This is a genomic window from Rhodococcus sp. PAE-6 (genome assembly GCF_025290685.1).
Taxonomy (GTDB): Bacteria; Actinomycetota; Actinomycetes; order Mycobacteriales; family Mycobacteriaceae; genus Rhodococcus; species Rhodococcus pyridinivorans.
Genome location: NZ_JAOCLZ010000018.1, coordinates 1 through 18070 on the forward strand (window position 1 = coordinate 1; position 18070 = coordinate 18070).

18 protein-coding genes and 2 pseudogenes are annotated in these 18070 nt (G+C 65.7%); 12 read left to right on the plus strand and 8 right to left on the minus strand.

Annotation, left to right across the window (positions count from 1 at the left end; genetic code table 11):
• Positions 1–292: 292 nt before the first annotated feature.
• Both NVV99_RS23160 and NVV99_RS23165 read left to right on the plus strand, forming a co-directional pair.
• Positions 293–1471 (plus strand): tyrosine-type recombinase/integrase, encoded by a 1179-nt coding sequence (locus NVV99_RS23160; protein WP_033098744.1) that lies wholly within the window; start codon positions 293–295, stop codon positions 1469–1471.
• Between the two features lie 2 nt (positions 1472–1473).
• Positions 1474–2490, plus strand: a complete 1017-nt coding sequence (locus NVV99_RS23165) for a hypothetical protein (RefSeq protein ID WP_100167943.1) — start codon at positions 1474–1476, stop codon at positions 2488–2490.
• Between the two features lie 130 nt (positions 2491–2620).
• Here NVV99_RS23165 and NVV99_RS23170 read toward each other — a convergent pair whose 3' ends face one another.
• On the minus strand, positions 2621–2821 hold the full coding sequence (locus tag NVV99_RS23170; protein WP_006553262.1) for a hypothetical protein: 201 nt from the start codon (positions 2819–2821) through the stop codon (positions 2621–2623).
• Between the two features lie 182 nt (positions 2822–3003).
• Positions 3004–3539: pseudogene (locus NVV99_RS23175) on the minus strand (HAD-IC family P-type ATPase); the annotation flags it as partial.
• 15 nt (positions 3540–3554) lie between these two features.
• Here NVV99_RS23175 and NVV99_RS23180 point away from each other — a divergent pair.
• A pseudogene (locus NVV99_RS23180) lies at positions 3555–3791 on the plus strand (arsenic resistance protein); the annotation flags it as partial.
• 84 nt (positions 3792–3875) lie between these two features.
• Here NVV99_RS23180 and NVV99_RS23185 read toward each other — a convergent pair.
• Complete coding sequence (locus tag NVV99_RS23185) at positions 3876–4799, minus strand: cation diffusion facilitator family transporter (RefSeq protein WP_039958313.1); 924 nt, start codon at positions 4797–4799, stop codon at positions 3876–3878.
• Positions 4800–4975: 176 nt separating this feature from the next.
• On the opposite strand from NVV99_RS23185, the gene NVV99_RS23190 reads away from it, so the two are divergent.
• The 7 genes from NVV99_RS23190 to NVV99_RS23220 all read left to right on the plus strand — a co-directional run bounded on the left by NVV99_RS23190 (position 4976) and on the right by NVV99_RS23220 (position 12639).
• Positions 4976–7018, plus strand: a complete 2043-nt coding sequence (locus NVV99_RS23190) for a cytochrome c oxidase assembly protein (RefSeq protein ID WP_228045308.1) — start codon at positions 4976–4978, stop codon at positions 7016–7018.
• Between the two features lie 319 nt (positions 7019–7337).
• Positions 7338–8051, plus strand: coding sequence for a M23 family metallopeptidase (locus NVV99_RS23195; protein WP_225623919.1), 714 nt, complete (start codon positions 7338–7340; stop codon positions 8049–8051).
• Positions 8052–8087: 36 nt separating this feature from the next.
• The gene (locus NVV99_RS23200; protein ID WP_033098755.1) at positions 8088–8450 is read left to right on the plus strand and encodes a BlaI/MecI/CopY family transcriptional regulator; all 363 of its coding nucleotides are present in this window, start codon (positions 8088–8090) and stop codon (positions 8448–8450) included.
• Positions 8447–9394 carry a M56 family metallopeptidase gene (locus NVV99_RS23205; RefSeq protein ID WP_006553269.1) on the plus strand — a complete coding sequence of 316 codons (948 nt, stop codon included), beginning with the start codon at positions 8447–8449 and terminating at the stop codon, positions 9392–9394. The genes NVV99_RS23200 and NVV99_RS23205 overlap by 4 nt, the downstream gene beginning before the upstream one ends.
• 111 nt (positions 9395–9505) lie before the next feature.
• Entirely contained in the window at positions 9506–11284 is a 1779-nt protein-coding gene (gene ctaD, locus NVV99_RS23210) for a cytochrome c oxidase subunit I (protein WP_039958315.1), read from the plus strand.
• Between the two features lie 40 nt (positions 11285–11324).
• Positions 11325–11855 (plus strand): hypothetical protein, encoded by a 531-nt coding sequence (locus NVV99_RS23215; RefSeq protein ID WP_085989315.1) that lies wholly within the window; start codon positions 11325–11327, stop codon positions 11853–11855.
• A gap of 148 nt (positions 11856–12003) precedes the next feature.
• Positions 12004–12639 carry a hypothetical protein gene (locus NVV99_RS23220; protein ID WP_006553272.1) on the plus strand — a complete coding sequence of 212 codons (636 nt, stop codon included), beginning with the start codon at positions 12004–12006 and terminating at the stop codon, positions 12637–12639.
• A gap of 106 nt (positions 12640–12745) precedes the next feature.
• On the opposite strand, the gene NVV99_RS23225 is transcribed toward NVV99_RS23220, so the two are convergent.
• Positions 12746–13375 (minus strand): vitamin K epoxide reductase family protein, encoded by a 630-nt coding sequence (locus tag NVV99_RS23225; RefSeq protein WP_006553273.1) that lies wholly within the window; start codon positions 13373–13375, stop codon positions 12746–12748.
• The gene (locus NVV99_RS23230) at positions 13372–14043 is read right to left on the minus strand and encodes a thioredoxin domain-containing protein (protein WP_006553274.1); all 672 of its coding nucleotides are present in this window, start codon (positions 14041–14043) and stop codon (positions 13372–13374) included. The genes NVV99_RS23225 and NVV99_RS23230 overlap by 4 nt, the downstream gene beginning before the upstream one ends.
• A 173-nt stretch (positions 14044–14216) precedes the next feature.
• On the opposite strand from NVV99_RS23230, the gene NVV99_RS23235 reads away from it, so the two are divergent.
• Both NVV99_RS23235 and NVV99_RS23240 read left to right on the plus strand, forming a co-directional pair.
• Positions 14217–14786 carry a copper resistance CopC family protein gene (locus NVV99_RS23235; RefSeq protein WP_006553275.1) on the plus strand — a complete coding sequence of 190 codons (570 nt, stop codon included), beginning with the start codon at positions 14217–14219 and terminating at the stop codon, positions 14784–14786.
• Between the two features lie 123 nt (positions 14787–14909).
• Positions 14910–16145 carry an Nramp family divalent metal transporter gene (locus tag NVV99_RS23240; RefSeq protein WP_006553276.1) on the plus strand — a complete coding sequence of 412 codons (1236 nt, stop codon included), beginning with the start codon at positions 14910–14912 and terminating at the stop codon, positions 16143–16145.
• A gap of 34 nt (positions 16146–16179) precedes the next feature.
• Here the strand turns inward: NVV99_RS23240 and NVV99_RS23245 are convergent, their stop codons facing one another.
• The 3 genes from NVV99_RS23245 to NVV99_RS23255 are packed head-to-tail and all read right to left on the minus strand — an operon-like array spanning position 16180 to position 17949.
• Complete coding sequence (locus NVV99_RS23245; RefSeq protein ID WP_006553277.1) at positions 16180–16452, minus strand: DUF4229 domain-containing protein; 273 nt, start codon at positions 16450–16452, stop codon at positions 16180–16182.
• A gap of 59 nt (positions 16453–16511) precedes the next feature.
• Entirely contained in the window at positions 16512–17249 is a 738-nt protein-coding gene (locus NVV99_RS23250) for a DUF305 domain-containing protein (RefSeq protein ID WP_033098562.1), read from the minus strand.
• Positions 17242–17949 (minus strand): DUF3105 domain-containing protein, encoded by a 708-nt coding sequence (locus NVV99_RS23255; protein WP_033098563.1) that lies wholly within the window; start codon positions 17947–17949, stop codon positions 17242–17244. Before NVV99_RS23255 ends, NVV99_RS23250 begins: the two co-directional genes overlap by 8 nt.
• Between the last annotated feature and the right edge of the window lie 121 nt (positions 17950–18070).

An 18070-nucleotide genomic window follows, 5' to 3' on the forward strand; every position in this document is an offset into this window, starting at 1 on the left:
ACATCGAGTGGGAACACCTACTGACATGGATGGGAAAACCCCAGCTCACGGCACTGACATCCCGATGGGAAGTCTCAAGTTAATCTGCCCCGTCCATCTCGCTAATCTTCGCCGCATCTCGACACAAACAACTGGATAAACCGGGCGGATTTTCGCCCTGGTGCTATGTCAGTCATGGTTTGTGCGGGGTCAGTGCCGATAATTGCCATTAGCGCACCATCGCCCCCGAAACACCTGTTGAGCGCCTTTTCCTGCTCGAGAGCGTCGGTGCGGGACGGTAGGCTCCTGTTTCGTGCCCGATGACCTGATCAGCCACCGTCCGGACGACGTTTCCGTGCCTGTGCCGACCGAGTCGGCCCCAGCTGCGCCGTCGGTGCCGGTGTTGCCGACCGAGACCCTCGTGCAGGTGGCCGGGACAGCGGGGCGGTCGCGGTCGGAGTCGACCCGCCGCAACTACGCCGCCGACTGGCAACGCTTCACCGCCTGGTGCCAGCGCGAAGGACACGCCCCGCTGCCGGCGCATCCGCTCACCGTCGCCGCCTACCTCCACGACGCGGCATCGACGGTGTCGGAGGTGGGGGAGCGGGCCTACTCACCCTCGACGTTGGCCCGCTGGGTCGCCGGGATCGGCTTCCACCACCGCCGCGCCGGCCACCCCGCCCCCGGAGCGGACGAGCTGGTCACCGCGACCCTGTCCGGGATCCGCCGGGACTATGCGGCGGCGGGGGAGCGGCCCCGCACCCCGCGGGCGCCGTTGCTCACCGCCGACATCGTCACCATCGTCGAGAAGATGCGCGCCGATACCGGCAGTTGGGCCGCGGAGGTCCTCGAACGCCGCGACTCCGCCATCTTCTTGGTGGGCTTCGCCGGGGCGTTTCGCCGCAGCGAACTCGTCGCGCTCACCTGTAGCGACGTGTCGCTGCACCGGCTCGACGGGCTGCACATCAAACTCCGGAAATCGAAGACCGATCAGGAAGGGCGGGGGAGTATCCGGGCCCTGCCGTTCACGCACAGCCACGTCAGTTGCCCGCCGTGTGCGTGGATGCGGTGGGCGCAGGTCGTCGCCGCCTTCGACACCGGGGGCCGCCCCGCCGTCATCCGGCTGCTCCGCACCGCCGAACCCTTCGAGGCGCACGTCTGCCGGGGATCGCGACCACGCATGGCGCCGTCCTCGCCGTGGTTGCGGGCGATCCGCAAGCACGGCAACCTCTCCGACACTGTCCTGTCGGGGGCGGCGGTACACAAAGCGATCCGGCGCCGCGCCGAACAGGCCGGCTACGACCCCGACATCGTCAAACAGCTCGGTGGTCATTCGTTGCGGGCCGGATTCGTCACCCAGGCCTTCCGCAACGGCGCCTCCGCGCACGCGATCATGCGCCAGACCGGTCACACCACCCCCGCCATGCTCGAGACCTACGCCCGCGAACACGCACCACTCATCGGCAACGCCGTCACCAATCTCGGCCTGTGACCGTGAGCGCCAGCGCCGGACGAGAGTTCTTCCGCAGCACCGATGTTCACGATGCCGACCTCGACCTGCGGATCCCCGCCCGCTACCGCCATGACTGGGCCCTGTTCACCGACTGGTGCACCGCCGCCGACCACCATCCCATCCCCGCCGCACCCGAATCCCTGGCGTTGTTCCTGCACGAGCACCCGGCCGTGGTCGCGACGCAGCGGCGCCGCTTGTCGGCGATCAACGCCGTCCACACCGGGCACGGCTATCCCGCCCCGGGGCGGACCGAGATGGTGCGCCGGCACCTCGACACCACTCGTGCTTCGCGTCTCGACCGGCTCGGGCGCCTTCTGGTGCAGCGGGCGGCCGAACTACCTGTCGAGGGATGGCCGAGCGGACTGTTCGGCCGCCGCGACGCGCTCCTGCTGGTCCTCGCCGCCACCGGCATGACCTTCACCGACCTCACCCGGCTGCGCCGCCGCGACCTCCGCCTCGACGGCAACACCCTCGTGGTTACCACCCGGACCGGCGAAAGATTCCGTCTCCCACCGGATTCCGAGACCGGGGACAACCCCGCGGTCGCGATCTACCAGCGGTGGGCGCAGATCCAGGCGTTCCTCGACCAGTATCCCGGCACCCATCTGCTGCGCCATCACCTCACCGACCCGAGCGAGATCATCACCGATCCGCTCGATGCGGAACAGGCTCGGCAACCGCTGTTGTGTCCGATCGACCGCTGGGGACACCTCCCACACGCGCAGCCGATGACCCCGCAATCGGTGTCGGCGCTGACCCGGGCGCACCTGTCCGGCCGGGCCCCGGTACGGAAGGTGTTGCCCGTTCCCCCGCAAGACGATGTCGACGCTTGGGTCGAGCCTGAGATCGACCTCGACGCCGGCTACTACGACCGCGGTACCACCGCCCGCCGCCGCGATCACCAGACCCTCGAAGACCTCACCGACGTCTTCGACGAGATCGAAGCCCGCACCGATGCGCTCCTCGAGGACCTGATGGGGGTGCTTGAGGGACTGTGAAGGGAGTCTGATGGAGTCGCCCGCTGGACGTGCACGCATGCCGTGCATTCATGCAGTTGTCGTCGGTCTTGATTCTCTCCGACGCATCCCACAGGAGTGCGCCAGAGCCACAGTTAACGAGCGCCGTCGATCAGGACAAGGCAGAACCGGATCCCGCCGAGCCGGTCGCCACGCCCGCCAACCACAGTGCAATGCACTCCGGCGTAAAGCGCTCCCACTTGCACAAGTTGAGGGCAGGCACGGGTGGGGCGGTGTCCGCAGCAGCGGTACCCATCGAACCCGCTCCGAGCGCGGCGGTCACAGCGGTCACGACGACGAACTTGCGCAGCATCAGGTGCCTTCCATAGACGTACATTCTGTGACATCGGAGATGGAGCACTTCGTTACCACAGTATCGATGCGGTCACCGAGGGAAAACCGATGCCATGCTCTTCGAAATCGGTGACCACCTGAAGCAGATGAGACAGGTGAGCGTCGAAGGTGGATTCGGCCAGATGACTAACGGTGGCGAGGTCACACGTGCGCAGCGGAACTGTGTCGGTCTGTGCGGACAGCACGGCGCCATTCGGTCTCTCGCAGCAATCGCAGTCCGTTGAGACCGACGAGGATGGTGGAGCCTTCATGACCCGCCACTCCCAGCGGCAGCGGCAGCGTGCCGACAAGGTCCCAGGTCACCAGGACCACGATGACCGAGGCGGCGATGACGAGGTTGGCGATGACCAGGCGTCGAGCCCTCCGGGCCAGGTGGATCACCGCAGGGATGGCGGTGAGGTCGTCACGGACGACGACCGCGTCGGCGGTCTGCAAGGTCAGATCCGATCCCGCGCCACCCATGGCGATACCGACATGCGCAGCGGCCAGCGCGGGAGCGTCGTTGATGCCGTCTCCGACGACGACCACTTTCGCTCCGTCGGCCTGCAGCGCGCGTACGGCGGCGACCTTGCCGTCGGGCAGCAGCCCGGCCTGCAGGCGCAGCGGCTCAGCGATCAGATCGGCGACCTCGGAATAGGTCTAGCTGCCGAAGAGCGTGTCGAACTGGCGAGTGCTGCCTCTGTCGACCGGCTGGGCCGTGGACGCTGTACGGGTTGCTGTTCACGATCGTGCTCCTATTCGCGCTCCAGGGCGAACAGATCACGTCGCAGCCATGGGACGTCGTGCGCATCGCTCTGCCTCTGCTCACCTATTTTGTCCTCATGTGGGGCGGCGGGTTCCTGTTCGGCGCCGCGATCGGTCTGGGCTACGAGCGCACCACCACCCTGGCGTTCACCGCCGCGGGCAACAACTTCGAACTGGCCATCGCAGCCTCGGCGACAGTGACCGTAGGATCGAAGGAGCTGCAGCGTGCGCCGTGTTCGTCCCAGGGACTCCTGGTGGGTCTGTGGAGGTCACCACGAGAGTTCGCGACAGCGTCCCTCGCCGTCGTGGGGTTCGACCTGCAGGGTGGCGTGTTCGAGGCCGAAGCGTTCCGCCAACAAGGTTTGTGCCGCTGTGAGCACGGCTGTGGAGTCCGCGTCGGATTCGGTGACCAGATGTGCAGAGGCCACTTCCATGCCCGAGGTAAGAGTCCAGACGTGCAGGTCGTGGGATTCATGGACTCCAGGAAGGGCATTAAGGGCGGCGTTGACCTCGGTGATGTCGATACTCTTCGGGGCTTGTTGGAGCAGTATGCCGATCGCGTGTCGGCCGAGATTGTAGGCCCGGGGCAGGACGAAGAGTCCGATGGCGACACCGATGAGCGGGTCGGCGTACCGCCAGCCGAACACGATGGTCACCACACCGCTGATAAGCACGCCGACCGAACCGAGCATGTCGGCCAGGACTTCGAGGTAGGCCCCGCGGACGTTGATGCTCTCCTTGGCGCCGGCGCGCAACAGGAGAAACGAAATGACGTTCATGGTGAGGCCGACCACGGCAACGATGGTGACGGGCAGGCCGGGGACTTCGGGTGGGGCGGACAGTCGTTGGAGGGCTTCGTAGAGAATCCAGAGGGCGACGCCGAACAGCAGGAGTGCGTTGAGCAGGGCGGCGAACACTTCGGTGCGGTACAGGCCGAAGGTCCGGTCCGGTCGGGTGCGGGCACGCTGGGCGACGGTGATAGCGGTGACGGCCATCAACACGCCGAACACGTCGGTGAACACGTGCGCGGAGTCGGAGAGCAAGGCCAGCGACGAGGTGGAGAGTCCGACGACGACCTGGAGCACAAAGGTCACCAGGCCCAGGGCCACGGCGATCCACAACCGTCGGACGTGTCGGCCGGAGGCGCTGGTGGCTTGGGCGGGCGAGAGGCCGTGTCCGTGTCCGTGGCTCATCGTTTTCCTTTCTCAAGACACCGACATCATATAGTCATATGCGCATGAATATATAGGATGGTCGCGAAAATTGGATCGGCACGATCAACTATCCTTCATAGTATTTCGGCGGCGAGGCGCGGCCTGCAGGTTCGGCCGGCGGGAACGGGCGAACAACGGACGAGGTGAGGTTTTCCGTGGCAGGTACCAGTAGAGCTGTAGTCGGCATGATGGTCTCTTGGACGGCAGGCGCGGCCCTGGTGGCGGCCGCCCTGGCGGCCGTGTCGAGCAGCGAGGTTCTGCGGTTGCTCGGGCTGCCGGATCCAGGAGTGCTCACGAGATACGGACTCCCGGCCGCCACCGCGATAGGGGAAGTGGCGGCGGTGGTGATGATCGGGTCGTTGCTGGTGGCGGCGGTGCTGGTACCACCACAGCGTTCCGGGCTGCTCGATGTCGACGGTTACCGCGCGGTGCGGACTGCGGGCGCGGCTGCAGCGCTATGGGCAGGATCGGCGCTGGTGCTGATTCCTCTGTCGTTGTCGGACACCTCCGGCCAACCACTGAGCACCGTGTTCGCCGATCCGGTTCCGTTCGTGCAGTCGGTGGGGCAAATCGAGGCATCCACCGCCTGGCTGTGGACCGCGTGTATGGCTGCCGCGGTGGGGCTGGGATGCCGCCTCATTCTGCAGCACCGGTGGACACCGTTGTTGCTGGTCCTGGCGGTAGGGAGCCTGATGCCACGCGCGTTGACGGGACATTCCGCCGGGGGCGGATCGCATGATCTTGCCACCAACAGCCTGATACTTCATCTGGTGGCGGCCGGACTGTGGGCCGGGGGATTGGCAGCGTTGGTGTTGCACGCCGTGCGTGGTGGCGGACATCTCGATGTCGCCACACGCCGGTTCTCCGCGCTGGCGACGGTGGCATTCGTGGTGATGGCTGCGTCGGGAATAATTAATGCTCTGGTGCGGGTTCCGCTTCGGGAGTTTCTGTCCGGCCCCTACGGACTTGTGGTCCTGGCCAAGGTCGTCGCACTCGGTGTAGTGGGGTGGCTGGGCTGGCGCCAACGGACGGTGGCGATCACGGCTCTGGCCGCCGACGCGTCGAATCGGGGGACGTTCATACGCTTGGCGGTAATCGAATCTGCGGTCCTGACGGCCACGATTGGACTCGGGGTGGCGTTGGGCCGTACTCCGCCGCCATTGGGCGAACGTCGCGAACCCAGCCTGGTCGACGAAGTCTTGGGGTACGGGTTCGATGGTGCCCCGACGCTGGGCAGGTTGCTGACGGAGTGGCGGTTCGATCTGTTACTGGGAACCGCAGCGGTCGTGCTGGCAGCGCTCTACCTGCTGGGAGTGCGGAGGCTACGTGCAGTGAGGCAGCCGTGGCCGGTCCGGCGCACCGTGTCCTGGCTTCTCGGCTGTCTAGTGTTGCTTCTGGTGACATCCTCCGGGGTCGGGCGCTACGCCCCGGCGGCGTTCAGCGTGCACCTGCCCGCATCCGCAGCGCTGGCGATCGTGGTGCCCATGTGCTTGGTTCTGGGCGCTCCGCTCACCTTGGCGGCCCGCGCGGTTCGCTCCGGCCCCAGCGATGCAGTTCCAGGAGCCCGCGACTGGATGCGGGCGATTTTCGCCAGCACCGCACTGCGATGGGTGACCCATCCCCTGGTGGCCGCGGTGGTGCTCGTGGGCACCTTCTACCTGTTGTATCTCGGAGGACTGTACGACGGCGGCTCCTACCCGGGACGCATGGTGCTCGATATGTGGTTGCTGGCGGTGGGGTTGGTCTTCTTCTGGGTCACCGTCGGGATCGATCCTGTCCCCGTGCCGCAGGGACCGTTGACGCGCGTGGGAGCAGTGGCGGTCGCGCTGGCCGGCTACGCGTTCTTTCTGGTCGCCCTGATCATGGCGGATTTTGTGATCGCCGCCGAGTTCTATACCTCACTGCAACTGGGTTGGTTCGACGACTTGGCTGCCAATCAGCGACTCGGTGGAAACCTGGCGTGGGCCGTCGGCGAGCTACCGCTGCTACTGGCCACCGTGCTCGCGCTCGTGCGATGGAGTTCGATCGAAAACCAGCGTGCCCGGAAGCGGAACGACCAGGTCGACCGCGAGGGAGATCGCGAACTGGCCGCGTACAACGCGATGCTGAACGGACTGCACCCACACTCTCGTACCGCGGCAGCAGCCGACGCCGCTGACTCCGGCCACGACCCCAAGCGCGAATCGGAGACCGGGTAACGATCCGGTATTGAAACTATGCAGAATAGTAGTAACGTGTCGGTGTCCGTCACCGTTTCGTTATCACGCGAGCGGGTGCCTTCTTGAGGATGCGATCTTGGCCCGACACCGTAAACCAGAGCCCCAACTCGTCGTTCCCCGCCGCTCTGACTGTAGTACTGCAGCGTGGCCTGTTCCCGAGCCGACCGATCCCATCGACGCAGGTCGCGATGACGCTGCTTTCCCGACGACAGTGGCTGTCCTGGACCCGGTAGAACGTCTCGATATCGAGCATCGGGATGCCCTTGCCGAGCATGCGGACGCCCTCGCCCCGAGGCCGATCCGAAGCAAAGGCGCGCATCGCCGAACGAGCCCAGGAACCAGCGGACGCGTGCTGGCCGTGTCGGTAGCGGCAGGCGCGCTGCTGGCAGCAACGACCTCGAGCGCCCATGCCGCCTCGGTCCCTCCCACGGTCAGCGACGAGATCGAGGCCGCGTCGCAACCCTCAGCCCCTACGGATGTGCTACCCCAGGCCCCCCAGGTGTTGCAGGCCGTGCAGGTGCCGATGCTGGCAGACTTCGCGGATCAACTCGACCGGGCACGGATCCGGGAGGAGCGCCGACTCATGCAAGAGGCCGAGGCGCGCCGCCCAAAAACGCTGATGCCTGTCAGTGGCACGCTCACGTCGAACTTCGGACCCCGCTGGGGCACGAGCCACTACGGGCTCGACATCGCCAACTCGATCGGCACCCCGATCGTCTCGGTGACCGATGGCACGGTACTCGAGGCCGGTCCCGCCTCCGGCTTCGGACTGTGGGTACGAATCCTGCAGGACGACGGCACGATCGGGGTGTTCGGGCACATCGATCAGGCCTTGGTTTCTGCAGGTCAGCGCGTGCGAGCCGGGGAACAGATCGCCACCGTGGGCAATCGGGGACAATCGACCGGGCCACATCTGCACTATGAAGTGTGGGGACCGGACGGCCAGAAGGCCGATCCCATGGCATGGTTGAACGCACGAGGGGTTCAGATCGCGTCAGATGCACGCACATAGATAAGGGATAATCGGCGAATGTCTGCGAGGGAAGCCATACACAGGTTGGGGGGTCTCGAAGCCGAGGTGATGAACGAACTGTGGTCGACCGACGAGCCACAGTCGGTCCATGGCCTGGTCGAACGGCTTCGCGATCGCAAGGAATTCGCCTACACCACCATTTTGACCGTGGTCACCCATCTGTATGAGAAGGGCTGGGTGCAGCGAGAAAAACGCAGTCGCGCCTACTACTATTCGCCCTCACGCAGCCGGGAGGAAGCCACCTCCGAGGCACTGCGCGCCCTGCTCGACAGCAGCACCGACCCCAGCGCGGTGCTGCTGCATTTCGCCAAGACGGTCAGCGACCGCGAATACGATGCCCTGCGCCGGGGCTGGACGGGCCGGGCCGCCGACCAATGACATTGGCCCTGGTCCTGTTGCTCGGCGCCGCCCTGATCTCGATGGCGGCCCCGCGAATGCTCGGTCCGCTCGCCGCCACCTCCGTGCCTCCCGGAGTCCTGCTGGCGGCGTGGCTGGGCAGCATAGCCGGGGCCTTGTTCTTCGGCGCCTCCGCGGTGGTCACCTTGGCCTGGCCCGACCATGCGCCTGCCGAGACCGCGGTCGAGGCCGTGGTGCGGTGTCTGTCCGCGGTTTCCCACGCGATGCAGCCGTGGATCACCGAAACCCTGGCCGCTACCGGAGCCCTGGCCCTGCTCACCATAACCGTGCGAGCCGTGATCCTGGGTCGGCGGTACACCAGAGAACAAACCCGTCTACTCGACTACCACCGTGATGTGGTCTCCATCGTCGCCCACTCCCGCGACGACGGTGTGATGTGGCTGGCGCACCCGATGCCAATGGCCTACAGCGTGGCCGGCCGACCCGGATTCGTGGTGGCTACCGACGGGCTCTCGCAGTGTCTGAGCGGTTCCGAACGCGATGCTGTCCTGGCCCACGAGCGGGCACACCTGCGAGGCAGTCACCACCTGATCGTCACCACATGTGACATCTTGGCCGCGGTGCTTCCGGCAGTGCCGTTGTTCGCCGCCGCCCCGGCCGCGGTCAAAACCCTGGTCGAACTGACCGCTGATCAGCACGCTGCCCGCGCCACCAGCACGGCGACGGTGTGCTCGGCGCTGACCGTGGTCTCCGCTTCGACATTGCCGCAGCCGGCCGGGACCTTGGGGTTGAGCAACGAGATCTCGCTGCGACTGCTCAAGCTGCGCGTGAGCTGGCGGACGCGGTGCCCGAAGGTGTCGTACGCCACAGCTGCGGCGTTGTCGATGGCTATGCCTGTCGCTACCGCGCTGGTCGGGCTGGCGGCGACCTCCGCGGCCGTGTGCCTGACCCTCGCTCAGGCATGATCCGGCACGGGCGACCGAACCGACCCTAATTACTATGCAGCATAGTAATTAGGTACGCTCGAGGGCGTCTCATCACCGTGCGCTCGCGCGAAACTTCGGATCGGACAGCACATGACCGCTCTCGCCCCGCCACCCTGGCCTGCCGCTACCCGCCCCATGCCGGCGCGGCGCGGCCCCAAGGGTGCGTTCATCCACAAAATGATCACCACGACCGACCCGAAAGTACTGGGTCAGATGTACCTGGTGACCGCGTTCGCGTTCTTCGCTATCGGAGGCCTGATGGCCCTGATCATGCGCAGCGAACTGGCCGCGCCGGGTCTGCAGTTCCTCTCGAATGAGCAGTACAATCAGCTGTTCACCATGCATGGCACGATCATGCTGCTGATGTACGCCACTCCTGTGGTGTTCGGCTTTGCCAACTACATCCTTCCACTGCAGATCGGCGCGCCCGATGTCGCATTCCCCCGGCTGAACGCCTTCAGCTACTGGCTGTATCTGTTCGGATCCCTCGTTGCAGTCGGCGGCTTCATCACCCCCGGCGGCGCCGCCGACTTCGGCTGGACCGCGTATGTGCCTTTAAGCACGGAAGTGCACTCCCCCGGCATGGGCGCAAATCTATGGATCGTGGGCCTGGCCATCTCAGGACTGGGCACCATCCTGGGCGCAGTCAACTTCATCACCACCATCGTGTGTATGCGAGCCCCCGGCATGACGATGTTCCGGATGTCGATCTTCACTTGGAACATTCTCGTCACCTCCATCCTGATCCTCATCGCCTTTCCGCTGCTGACCGCAGCGTTGATGGGGCTGCTATACGACCGGGTACTCGGCGGTCACCTCTTCGATCCCGCCACCGGCGGAGTGATGCTCTGGCAGCATATGTTCTGGTTCTTCGGTCATCCCGAGGTCTACATCATCGCGCTGCCGTTCTTCGGCATCGTCTCCGAGATTTTCCCGGTGTTCTCCCGGAAGCCGATCTTCGGTTACACCGGCCTGATCTACGCCACCCTCGGCATCGCGGCCCTGTCGATCGCGGTGTGGGCGCACCACATGTATGCCACCGGCGCGGTGCTGCTGCCGTTCTTCTCGTTCATGACCTTCCTGATCGCCATCCCGACCGGAGTGAAGTTCTTCAACTGGATCGGCACCATGTGGAAGGGGCAGTTGACTTTCGAATCACCGATGTTGTTCTCCGTGGGTTTTTTGATCACCTTCCTCTTCGGCGGCCTGTCGGGCGTGATCCTGGCCTCCCCTCCTATGGACTTCCAGCTGCACGATTCGTACTTCGTGGTGGCGCACTTCCACTACGTCGTGTTCGGCACCGTGGTGTTTGCGACCTATGCGGGTATCTACTTCTGGTTTCCGAAGATGACCGGTCGAATGCTCGACGAGCGCCTAGGCAGGTGGCATTTCTGGTTGACATTTCTGGGCTTCCATTCCACCTTTCTCGTCCAGCACTGGCTGGGCAATGAAGGCATGCCCCGCCGGTACGCCGACTACCTGCCCTCGGACGGATTCACCACCCTGAACACGATTTCGACGATCGGATCTTTTGTCCTCGGTGCCTCGGTGTTGCCATTCGTGTGGAACATCTTCAAGAGCTACCGCTACGGGCAGATCGTCACTGTCGACGACCCCTGGGGCTACGGCAACTCGCTCGAATGGGCGACTACCTGCCCGCCGCCGCGACACAACTTCACCGAACTGCCGCAGATCCGCTCCGAACGGCCGGCGTTCGAGCTGCACTACCCGCACATGGTCGAACGCATGAGGGCCGAGGCACACGTGGGTTTCGGTGGTGCGCCCAGGAGCACCGAAATCGCTAAGCGTGAGCTTGCCGAACCGCGGAGCACCGGCGAGGCCTCGGCACGCACCGATACGAAGGAATAAATCGTTCGCCGTCTCGGCGCCGAAAGATCGGAAAATACCGTTGAAGACCAACATGCCGGTGGTGACCGTGCCGGCAACAGACCGAGCCACCGCGGCATTGGCCGACTGGCTCATCCGAGACCTGACCGCCGTGACGCTCGAGCATGCAGGGCTTCCGGATCCTCAACGGTTACGTCGCCTGCCGCCGATCACCGCCGCGCACATCGGCAAGCCGGGTAAGTTGCGCCGACATGTGCGTGCGTTGGAACATGTTCTCGGGCAGGTGGATCGGCATCTTCGTGCCGGTGCGCACCTGCGCGAGCATGGCCTAGGAACCGAGTCGGTACCGGCCGTGCCGACAGAGCTCTTCGACGTGGCGGCGGACCTGGCCGGCACCGTCGTCGAGCGTGGCAGTCCGGCTGCGGCACTGGCCAATCGGGCGGTGCTGCTCGCGGCCGGAGTTATCGGCCGGGGGCTGGGGGTAGTCGATGCCTCCGCGACCTGGTCCGCTACCGCGGGGTCGTATTGCGCGATCATTGCGCAGTTGTGGCGGGACGAGCCCCAGGCACAGGTGCTGGTCGATCCCGGGTAGAGGGCTGGTGCCTGGTCCGAGGGGTGCGGGTACCTGCGCCGGTCGGTCCTCGGACGGATCGGGCTGGATCCATCCGAGGGCCGACCGGTCTGCTCCGCTTTGGACGGTCGCGGTCACCGGAACATTTTCCCAGGGCGGAGGTCGAGTTATGAGCGAGTCGGGTGACCGTAGTGATCCGGACGAGGTACAGCCCGGCGACGAGTCGACTGTCTACCCCGATCCGGTCCACCGTCGACAGGAGCTGGCGGCCGCCGAAAAGAGGGTCGCCGGACAGATCGATCCCGGGATGCGTGCGGTGGTGGTCGCTGCAGTGGTGGTGGTGGTGGCGGTCTCGTTCTCACTTCCGCACAACGGTGGCGCCAACGGCTGGCAGGTGCTGGCCGGCTCTACGGTGGCACAGGCCGAAACCATCACCCTTCCTTCGCGGATCTTTTTGGTGCTGGCAGCGGTGTTCGGGATCGTGCTCTCGATGCTGGCGCTGGTGACCCGACGATGGGTGCTGGCCTGGTTTGCCAGCGCCGGGTGCACGCTGGCGATCGTGTTCGGTGTGCTTGCCGTGTGGTCGCGGCAGACCCTCGATCCCGTCGCCGGTGGGGCCGGCCCGGGCATCGGCTTGTTTTTGGGGTGGGGAGCGATGACCGTCCTGGCGTACCACTGGATCAAGGTGGTTTGGGCGCGGTCGTCGCAGATGGTCGAGGCCGAGGCTGCCCGTCGGGCTGCCGAATCCGAGCTGCCCGAGCAGTACCTGCACCGGCTTCCTCCACCACGCGAGGACGGCACGTAGTCGTCCGAGCATTCCCGCGCGCCTCGCAAAAGGTACCTCGCGATGGGGAGAATATCGCTCGATGCGCCGTGAGTGAGCGGAGGCTGCCGCTACCCGGAAACTTTTGTCAGATCAGGGTCTGCCAGTACGGCCAGAAGGCGTGCGCTACCAGGGCGGATACAGTCAGCGTCCAGACGGTGGGGACCACTGCATGCAGCCGGTGCAGCCGCTGCCATGACCGCAACGGTCGATGTTTTTGCACCGCCTCGAGGTGCAGCAGGCAATACCACCAGCCGAGCACGCTGACCAGCCACACCACCATGCAGTACGGGCACAGCGCTTCGATCCGGTAGAGGCTCTGGAAAATCAGCCAGTGCACGAAGGCGACCGCCGCGGTCAGGCCGGCGAACAGGCCGTTCCAATACCAGCGGGGCACGCCGGCCCCGGCCAGGACCGCTACGGCGGTGGTCAGTACGACCGTGAAACCGATGACGCCCAGCAACGGATTAGGGAAGCCGAACAGTTCCGCTTGCCACGAGGTCATGATCGACCCGCAGCTGATGACCGGGTTGATGCTGCACGAGGGCCGATAGGCCGGATCGGCCAGCACGGCGAACTTTTCGACGGTGAGTACCAGCGAGGCTAGTAGCCCCGCTGCGCCGCAGACAACGAGGATCCAGCCCACCCCCGTGCTGCCGAGCGTCCGACCCGACGCCTCGTCGGTGGCAGGCGCCGCCGGACGCGTCGGGGCGCTCACTCGGCCAGCGCCGCGTCGATCCGGGCCCGTAGCTGTTCGTAGGTGGGCATGGGGGGCAGCTCGACGCCGTTGAGGAACAGGGTGGGTGTGCCTTGTACACCGAGGGTAAGACCGTCGTCGAAGTCCCGGTCCACGCGCGCGCTGACGGTGGGATCGTTGACGTCCCGCTCGAATGCGGCCATATCCAGGCCCAGTTGTTCGGCAAAACCCCAGAATACTTTTTCCTGGGACTGGCTCGACTCGCCCCACTGTGCCTGGGTGTCGTACATGAGCTGATACATCGGCTCGAGACGCCCTTGCCGGGCCGCGGCTTCGACGACCCGTGCGGCCAGATGGCTGTTGGTGTGGCTGGGAATGGGGAAGTAGCGGATCCCAAAGTCGATCCGCCCGACGTACTCGTTGCGGATTTGTTCCATCACCGGGTACAAGGCCCGGCAGGACTCGCATTCGAAATCAAGGAATTCGACGAGTTGGACCTTGTCGTCGGGGGCCGTGGACAAGGTACGGATATCTGGGGTCCACACCGGTGCCGTGGCAGCGCCGGGCGCCTCTTGGCCAGTCGTCCCGGCGTTCGTCCCGGCCCTATTGGTGTAGAGCAACACCGACAACAACACCACGAACAGGGCGACCAGAGCCGCGGACACTTTCACATTGGTCGTCAGTTTCATATTCTCGTCCGTCTCGGTGTCTGAGCGAGCCGGTAGCGTCACCGACCAACCGTAAAACTACGGTACATAGTAGATGGGCTAGGGTAGACCCCGATCAGCACCCTTTGCGTTCTCTCGACAGGCCACCGCGCCGGACGCTGCGCCGGGGTAGGGAGCCGAGAAAGTATGTTCCCATGACCAGACTCATCACGATCTTCGCCGCGGCCGCCGCGGTGCTGCTCCTCGGCGTCGCGCCCGCGCAAGCTCACAGCATGTTGATCGGTTCGACTCCCGCCGCCGACGCCACGGTGGCAAGTTCCCCGGACGGAATCGAACTCGAGTTCAACCAACCCATCAACACCGCTTTCGCCACCGTGACACTTACCGACAGTTCGGGCACTCAACGGGGAAGCTCCGAGGCGATTGTCGACGCAGAACGGGTGCGGCTGGCCATCCCGGAGCCCTTGACCGCAGGGGAGTATACCGTCGGCTACCGGGTCGTCTCCGCCGACGGCCATCCCATCACCGGTTCCTACGCCTTCACCGTCACCGCGGCGGCCGGGCAGACACCGACCTCCGAGGCTCAGGAGGCGTCCCCCTCGTCGGGCGCAGCCGAGCCCGAGACCACCGAAGCGCAGGTTGCCCCTGAGGACTCACAGTCCTCAGGCTCGTCGATTCCGTTGCTGCTGGGGTTCGCAGTACTGGGGGTGCTGGTCATCGCCGGGGGCACCTGGGCGGCAATGCGCGCCTTCCGGAAGAGCTGACACCGGACTCGGCGAGGAGGTGCTGCCCGCAGTCATCTCCTCGCCGGGACTCTGTGCACACCGCGACTTCTTGAAATTTCGGTTCCCCTGACTTTTAATTCAGGGAAACCTTTTGGAGGGCGGATGACGCTGACGCGCAATGTCGGGCCAGTGCAACGGTGGCGCCGTGGGACTCTTCTCGGACCGGCATTCGTCGCCTCTATCGCCTACGTCGATCCGGGCAACGTGGCCTCCAACGTCAGTGCCGGGGCCCAGTTCGGTTATCTGCTGGTGTGGGTCATCGTGGTGGCCAATGTCATGGCCGCGCTGGTGCAGTACCTGTCCGCCAAACTCGGTCTGGTCACCGGCAGGTCGTTGCCCGAGGTGCTCCGCGAGCGCATGTCCCTACCGGCGCGCTTGGCGTACTGGGGACAGGCGGAACTGGTCGCCATGGCTACCGACCTGGCCGAGGTCATCGGCGGCGCCATCGCCCTGAACCTACTGTTCGATCTCCCGCTACTGACGGGAGCGTTGATCACCGGAGCGGTCTCGTTGCTCTTGCTGCTGGTGCAGGACACGCGTGGTCAGCGCGGTTTCGAACGGGTCATCACCGGTCTGTTGCTGGTCATCGCGATCGGGTTCGTCACCAGCCTTTTCGTTGCCCCGCCCCCCGCCCACGCCGTGGCCGCAGGACTCGTGCCGCGCTTCGACGGTGCCGAATCGGTGCTGCTCGCGGCGGCCATGCTCGGTGCGACCGTGATGCCGCATGCGGTGTACCTGCACTCGGGACTGGTCCGGGATCGTCACGGTCATCCCGAGCCCGGTCCGCGACGGGCCGTGCTGCTGCGGGTCACACGCTGGGATGTCGGACTGGCCATGGTGGTGGCGGGCACGGTGAATCTGGCCATGTTGCTCACGGCCGCGACAACGTTGCAGGGCCGGGAGGGGGTCGATTCGATCGAGGAGGCGCACACGGCGCTGGGCCTAGAACTCGGCTCGACGGTAGCGCTGCTGTTCGCGCTGGGCCTGTTGGCCTCCGGGTTCGCGTCGACCTCGGTGGGTGCCTACGCTGGGTCCTTGATCATGGACGGGCTGCTGCGCAGACGGATACCGCTGCTGGCGCGGCGCTTGATCACCCTGGTGCCGGCGTTGGTGGTGGTCGCGCTCGGGACGGATCCGACCCGGGCCCTGGTGCTCTCGCAGGTGGTGCTGTCGTTCGGTATTCCTTTTGCGTTGATCCCTCTGGTGCGTCTGACCAGCGATCGGGCGCTGATGGGCATCGACGTCAACCATCGGCTCACCACCATGGTGGCGTGGGTTATTGCTGCCACGATCACGGCGCTCAATTTGGTGTTGATCTATTTGACGGCGCGGCCTTGACTGCGTCCGTTCCGAAACATCGGATTGATGAGGATCAGGGCCGGGGCCGTTTCGGTGGGTATTTTCGCTGGTTATCGATGATGCGGATCTCGTCGTTGATCCGGGTGCGCAGCCGATGCAGGGCTACCAGCGACACTGCTATCCCGGCGAGTACACCGACAAGGAGCGTCCACGTCAGCGACACCTCGAGTCCGAGAAGGTGGACGCCGGCCACCGCGGCGCCGGCGCAGCCGGCGACCACCGCCAGACGGACTGCGGTGTAGAGGAACACCAGGCGGGACACCCGCATGGTCGACGACTGTTTCATGATCGCTCCTGAGCGCCGACCCGGGACGGTGCCGGTCCGGGTCCTGGCAGTTTCGCCGGTCAGTTCATCGGTAAGGGTGCGGCGCCGTGGGCCGTAAGTAGTTGCTGCATCGTCGTCGATTCGGCTTGCTGGGTGTCGGCGATCTGTCGGGCCAGCGTCGTGACCACTTGTTCGGTGGCGTTGGCCGCGGCGTAGCGTGCCATCGGCAGGCCGCCTTGATGGTGCCGAAGCAGCAGTTGCAGGTACAGGGTGTCGAATGCGGGGCCGGTGGTGCGTCGTAGCGTGTCGAGTTCGGAGGTGGTGGCCATCCCGGGCATCCGTGGTCCTTGGATGGCCGATCCGGGCGGCATCGCCGCGTGCTCGGTCATACCTGCCGCCGTCCCGGCGCTGTCCTCGGTAGCGCGCATCCAGGTCATCGGTTCCCCGGCCGCCTGCAGCGGTCGGTCCCATACGGCCAACCAGCCCTGCATCGTGCCCCATTGGCCCTGCTGGGTGGTGAGCACGTCGTAGGCGAGGGTGCGGACCGCCGGGTCGGTCGCGTTGGTCAGCGCCATGGCCGACATTTCTACCGCCTGGCTGTGGTGCACCGACATGTCCTGGGCGAAGCCAACCTCGACCGAGTCCTGTGCAGGTGGCTCGGGATGACCGCCTCTCAGTCCCGAGGCACCGATACCCAGATAGAGACCGACGACGAGCGCGAACACACCCACGGCGAGCGTGCGGCCGAGCCTGGCCCATCCACCGGCAGCGGGAGCGGCGGGGGCAGTGAGGACGGGAGTGTCGTCGGACTCAGCCATTGCCGGGTCCGAGGTTCGAGCCTGTCGCCGGGGCGGCGGGGGCAGACTGCTGGCCCACGGTCATGGGGACGGCGTCCGGCCCCGGCGCGGACGCATCGAACGGCGGCGGAGCGCTCGGATCGAAACTGCCTGGAGTGGTGGAGCAGGTGGCACCTGCCTCGGGGTGGGTGTTGGGGTTTCGGCGCAAGGCAGTGATGAACTGGGCGAGTCGATCGTCTTCGGAGTCATCGAGCGCGAGGCGGTGGCCCCAGGACTGCACCGAGATCGGGGATGGCAAGCCCGGATAGGGCGACATCAGGGTGTAGGGCTGGCCGTCGACCTTCGCCTCCAATGTTGACACCTCGTCCCCGGTGACCTTCTGCGGGTCGTACGTAATCCACACCGCGCCGTGTTCGAGCGAATGCACCGCGTTCTCGCTGCGGATCGGTTCGGAATAAACCGTGCCGGTACAGGTGGCCCAGTACTGATCGTGTGGGCCCCCCATCGGGGGAGTCTGGTCGTAGGCCACCCGTTGCGGTGCCTGCACATGCGTTCCGGCCGGGTAGTCGATCTTCTCCACCCCGTCGATCACCGCAGACGGATCGGGGTTGTCCGCACTGGGCACGTACTTCTGGGCCTCGGTGCGTTCGGAGATCTTCGGGACGAGGTTGTACGCGATGGCCCCGATCAGGGCGATGATCACCACGGCAGCGCCGATCATCGGCCACGGCACCCGGTGCGAGTCGGCTAGGAGGAGCGGTCCCGGTCGCTTTCGGGGCGTCTGCGACTTCGGTTTGTCTGAGCTGTTCACCGCGTTTGCCTTCCTCGGCACCGATAGGCCG

Excerpts from the sequence above, each read along its gene's own strand:
- NVV99_RS23250 (WP_033098562.1), bottom strand. The coding sequence starts at position 17,249 with ATGGCTGAGTCCGACGACACTCCCGTCCTCACTGCCCCCGCCGCTCCC.
- NVV99_RS23235 (WP_006553275.1), top strand. The coding sequence starts at position 14,217 with ATGACCAGACTCATCACGATCTTCGCCGCGGCCGCCGCGGTGCTGCTC.
- ctaD (WP_039958315.1), top strand. The coding sequence starts at position 9,506 with ATGACCGCTCTCGCCCCGCCACCCTGGCCTGCCGCTACCCGCCCCATG.
- NVV99_RS23170 (WP_006553262.1), bottom strand. The coding sequence starts at position 2,821 with ATGCTGCGCAAGTTCGTCGTCGTGACCGCTGTGACCGCCGCGCTCGGA.
- NVV99_RS23255 (WP_033098563.1), bottom strand. The coding sequence starts at position 17,949 with ATGATCGGCGCTGCCGTGGTGATCATCGCCCTGATCGGGGCCATCGCG.
- NVV99_RS23240 (WP_006553276.1), top strand. The coding sequence starts at position 14,910 with ATGACGCTGACGCGCAATGTCGGGCCAGTGCAACGGTGGCGCCGTGGG.
- NVV99_RS23245 (WP_006553277.1), bottom strand. The coding sequence starts at position 16,452 with ATGAAACAGTCGTCGACCATGCGGGTGTCCCGCCTGGTGTTCCTCTAC.
- NVV99_RS23230 (WP_006553274.1), bottom strand. The coding sequence starts at position 14,043 with ATGAAACTGACGACCAATGTGAAAGTGTCCGCGGCTCTGGTCGCCCTG.
- NVV99_RS23185 (WP_039958313.1), bottom strand. The coding sequence starts at position 4,799 with ATGAGCCACGGACACGGACACGGCCTCTCGCCCGCCCAAGCCACCAGC.
- NVV99_RS23205 (WP_006553269.1), top strand. The coding sequence starts at position 8,447 with ATGACATTGGCCCTGGTCCTGTTGCTCGGCGCCGCCCTGATCTCGATG.
- NVV99_RS23220 (WP_006553272.1), top strand. The coding sequence starts at position 12,004 with ATGAGCGAGTCGGGTGACCGTAGTGATCCGGACGAGGTACAGCCCGGC.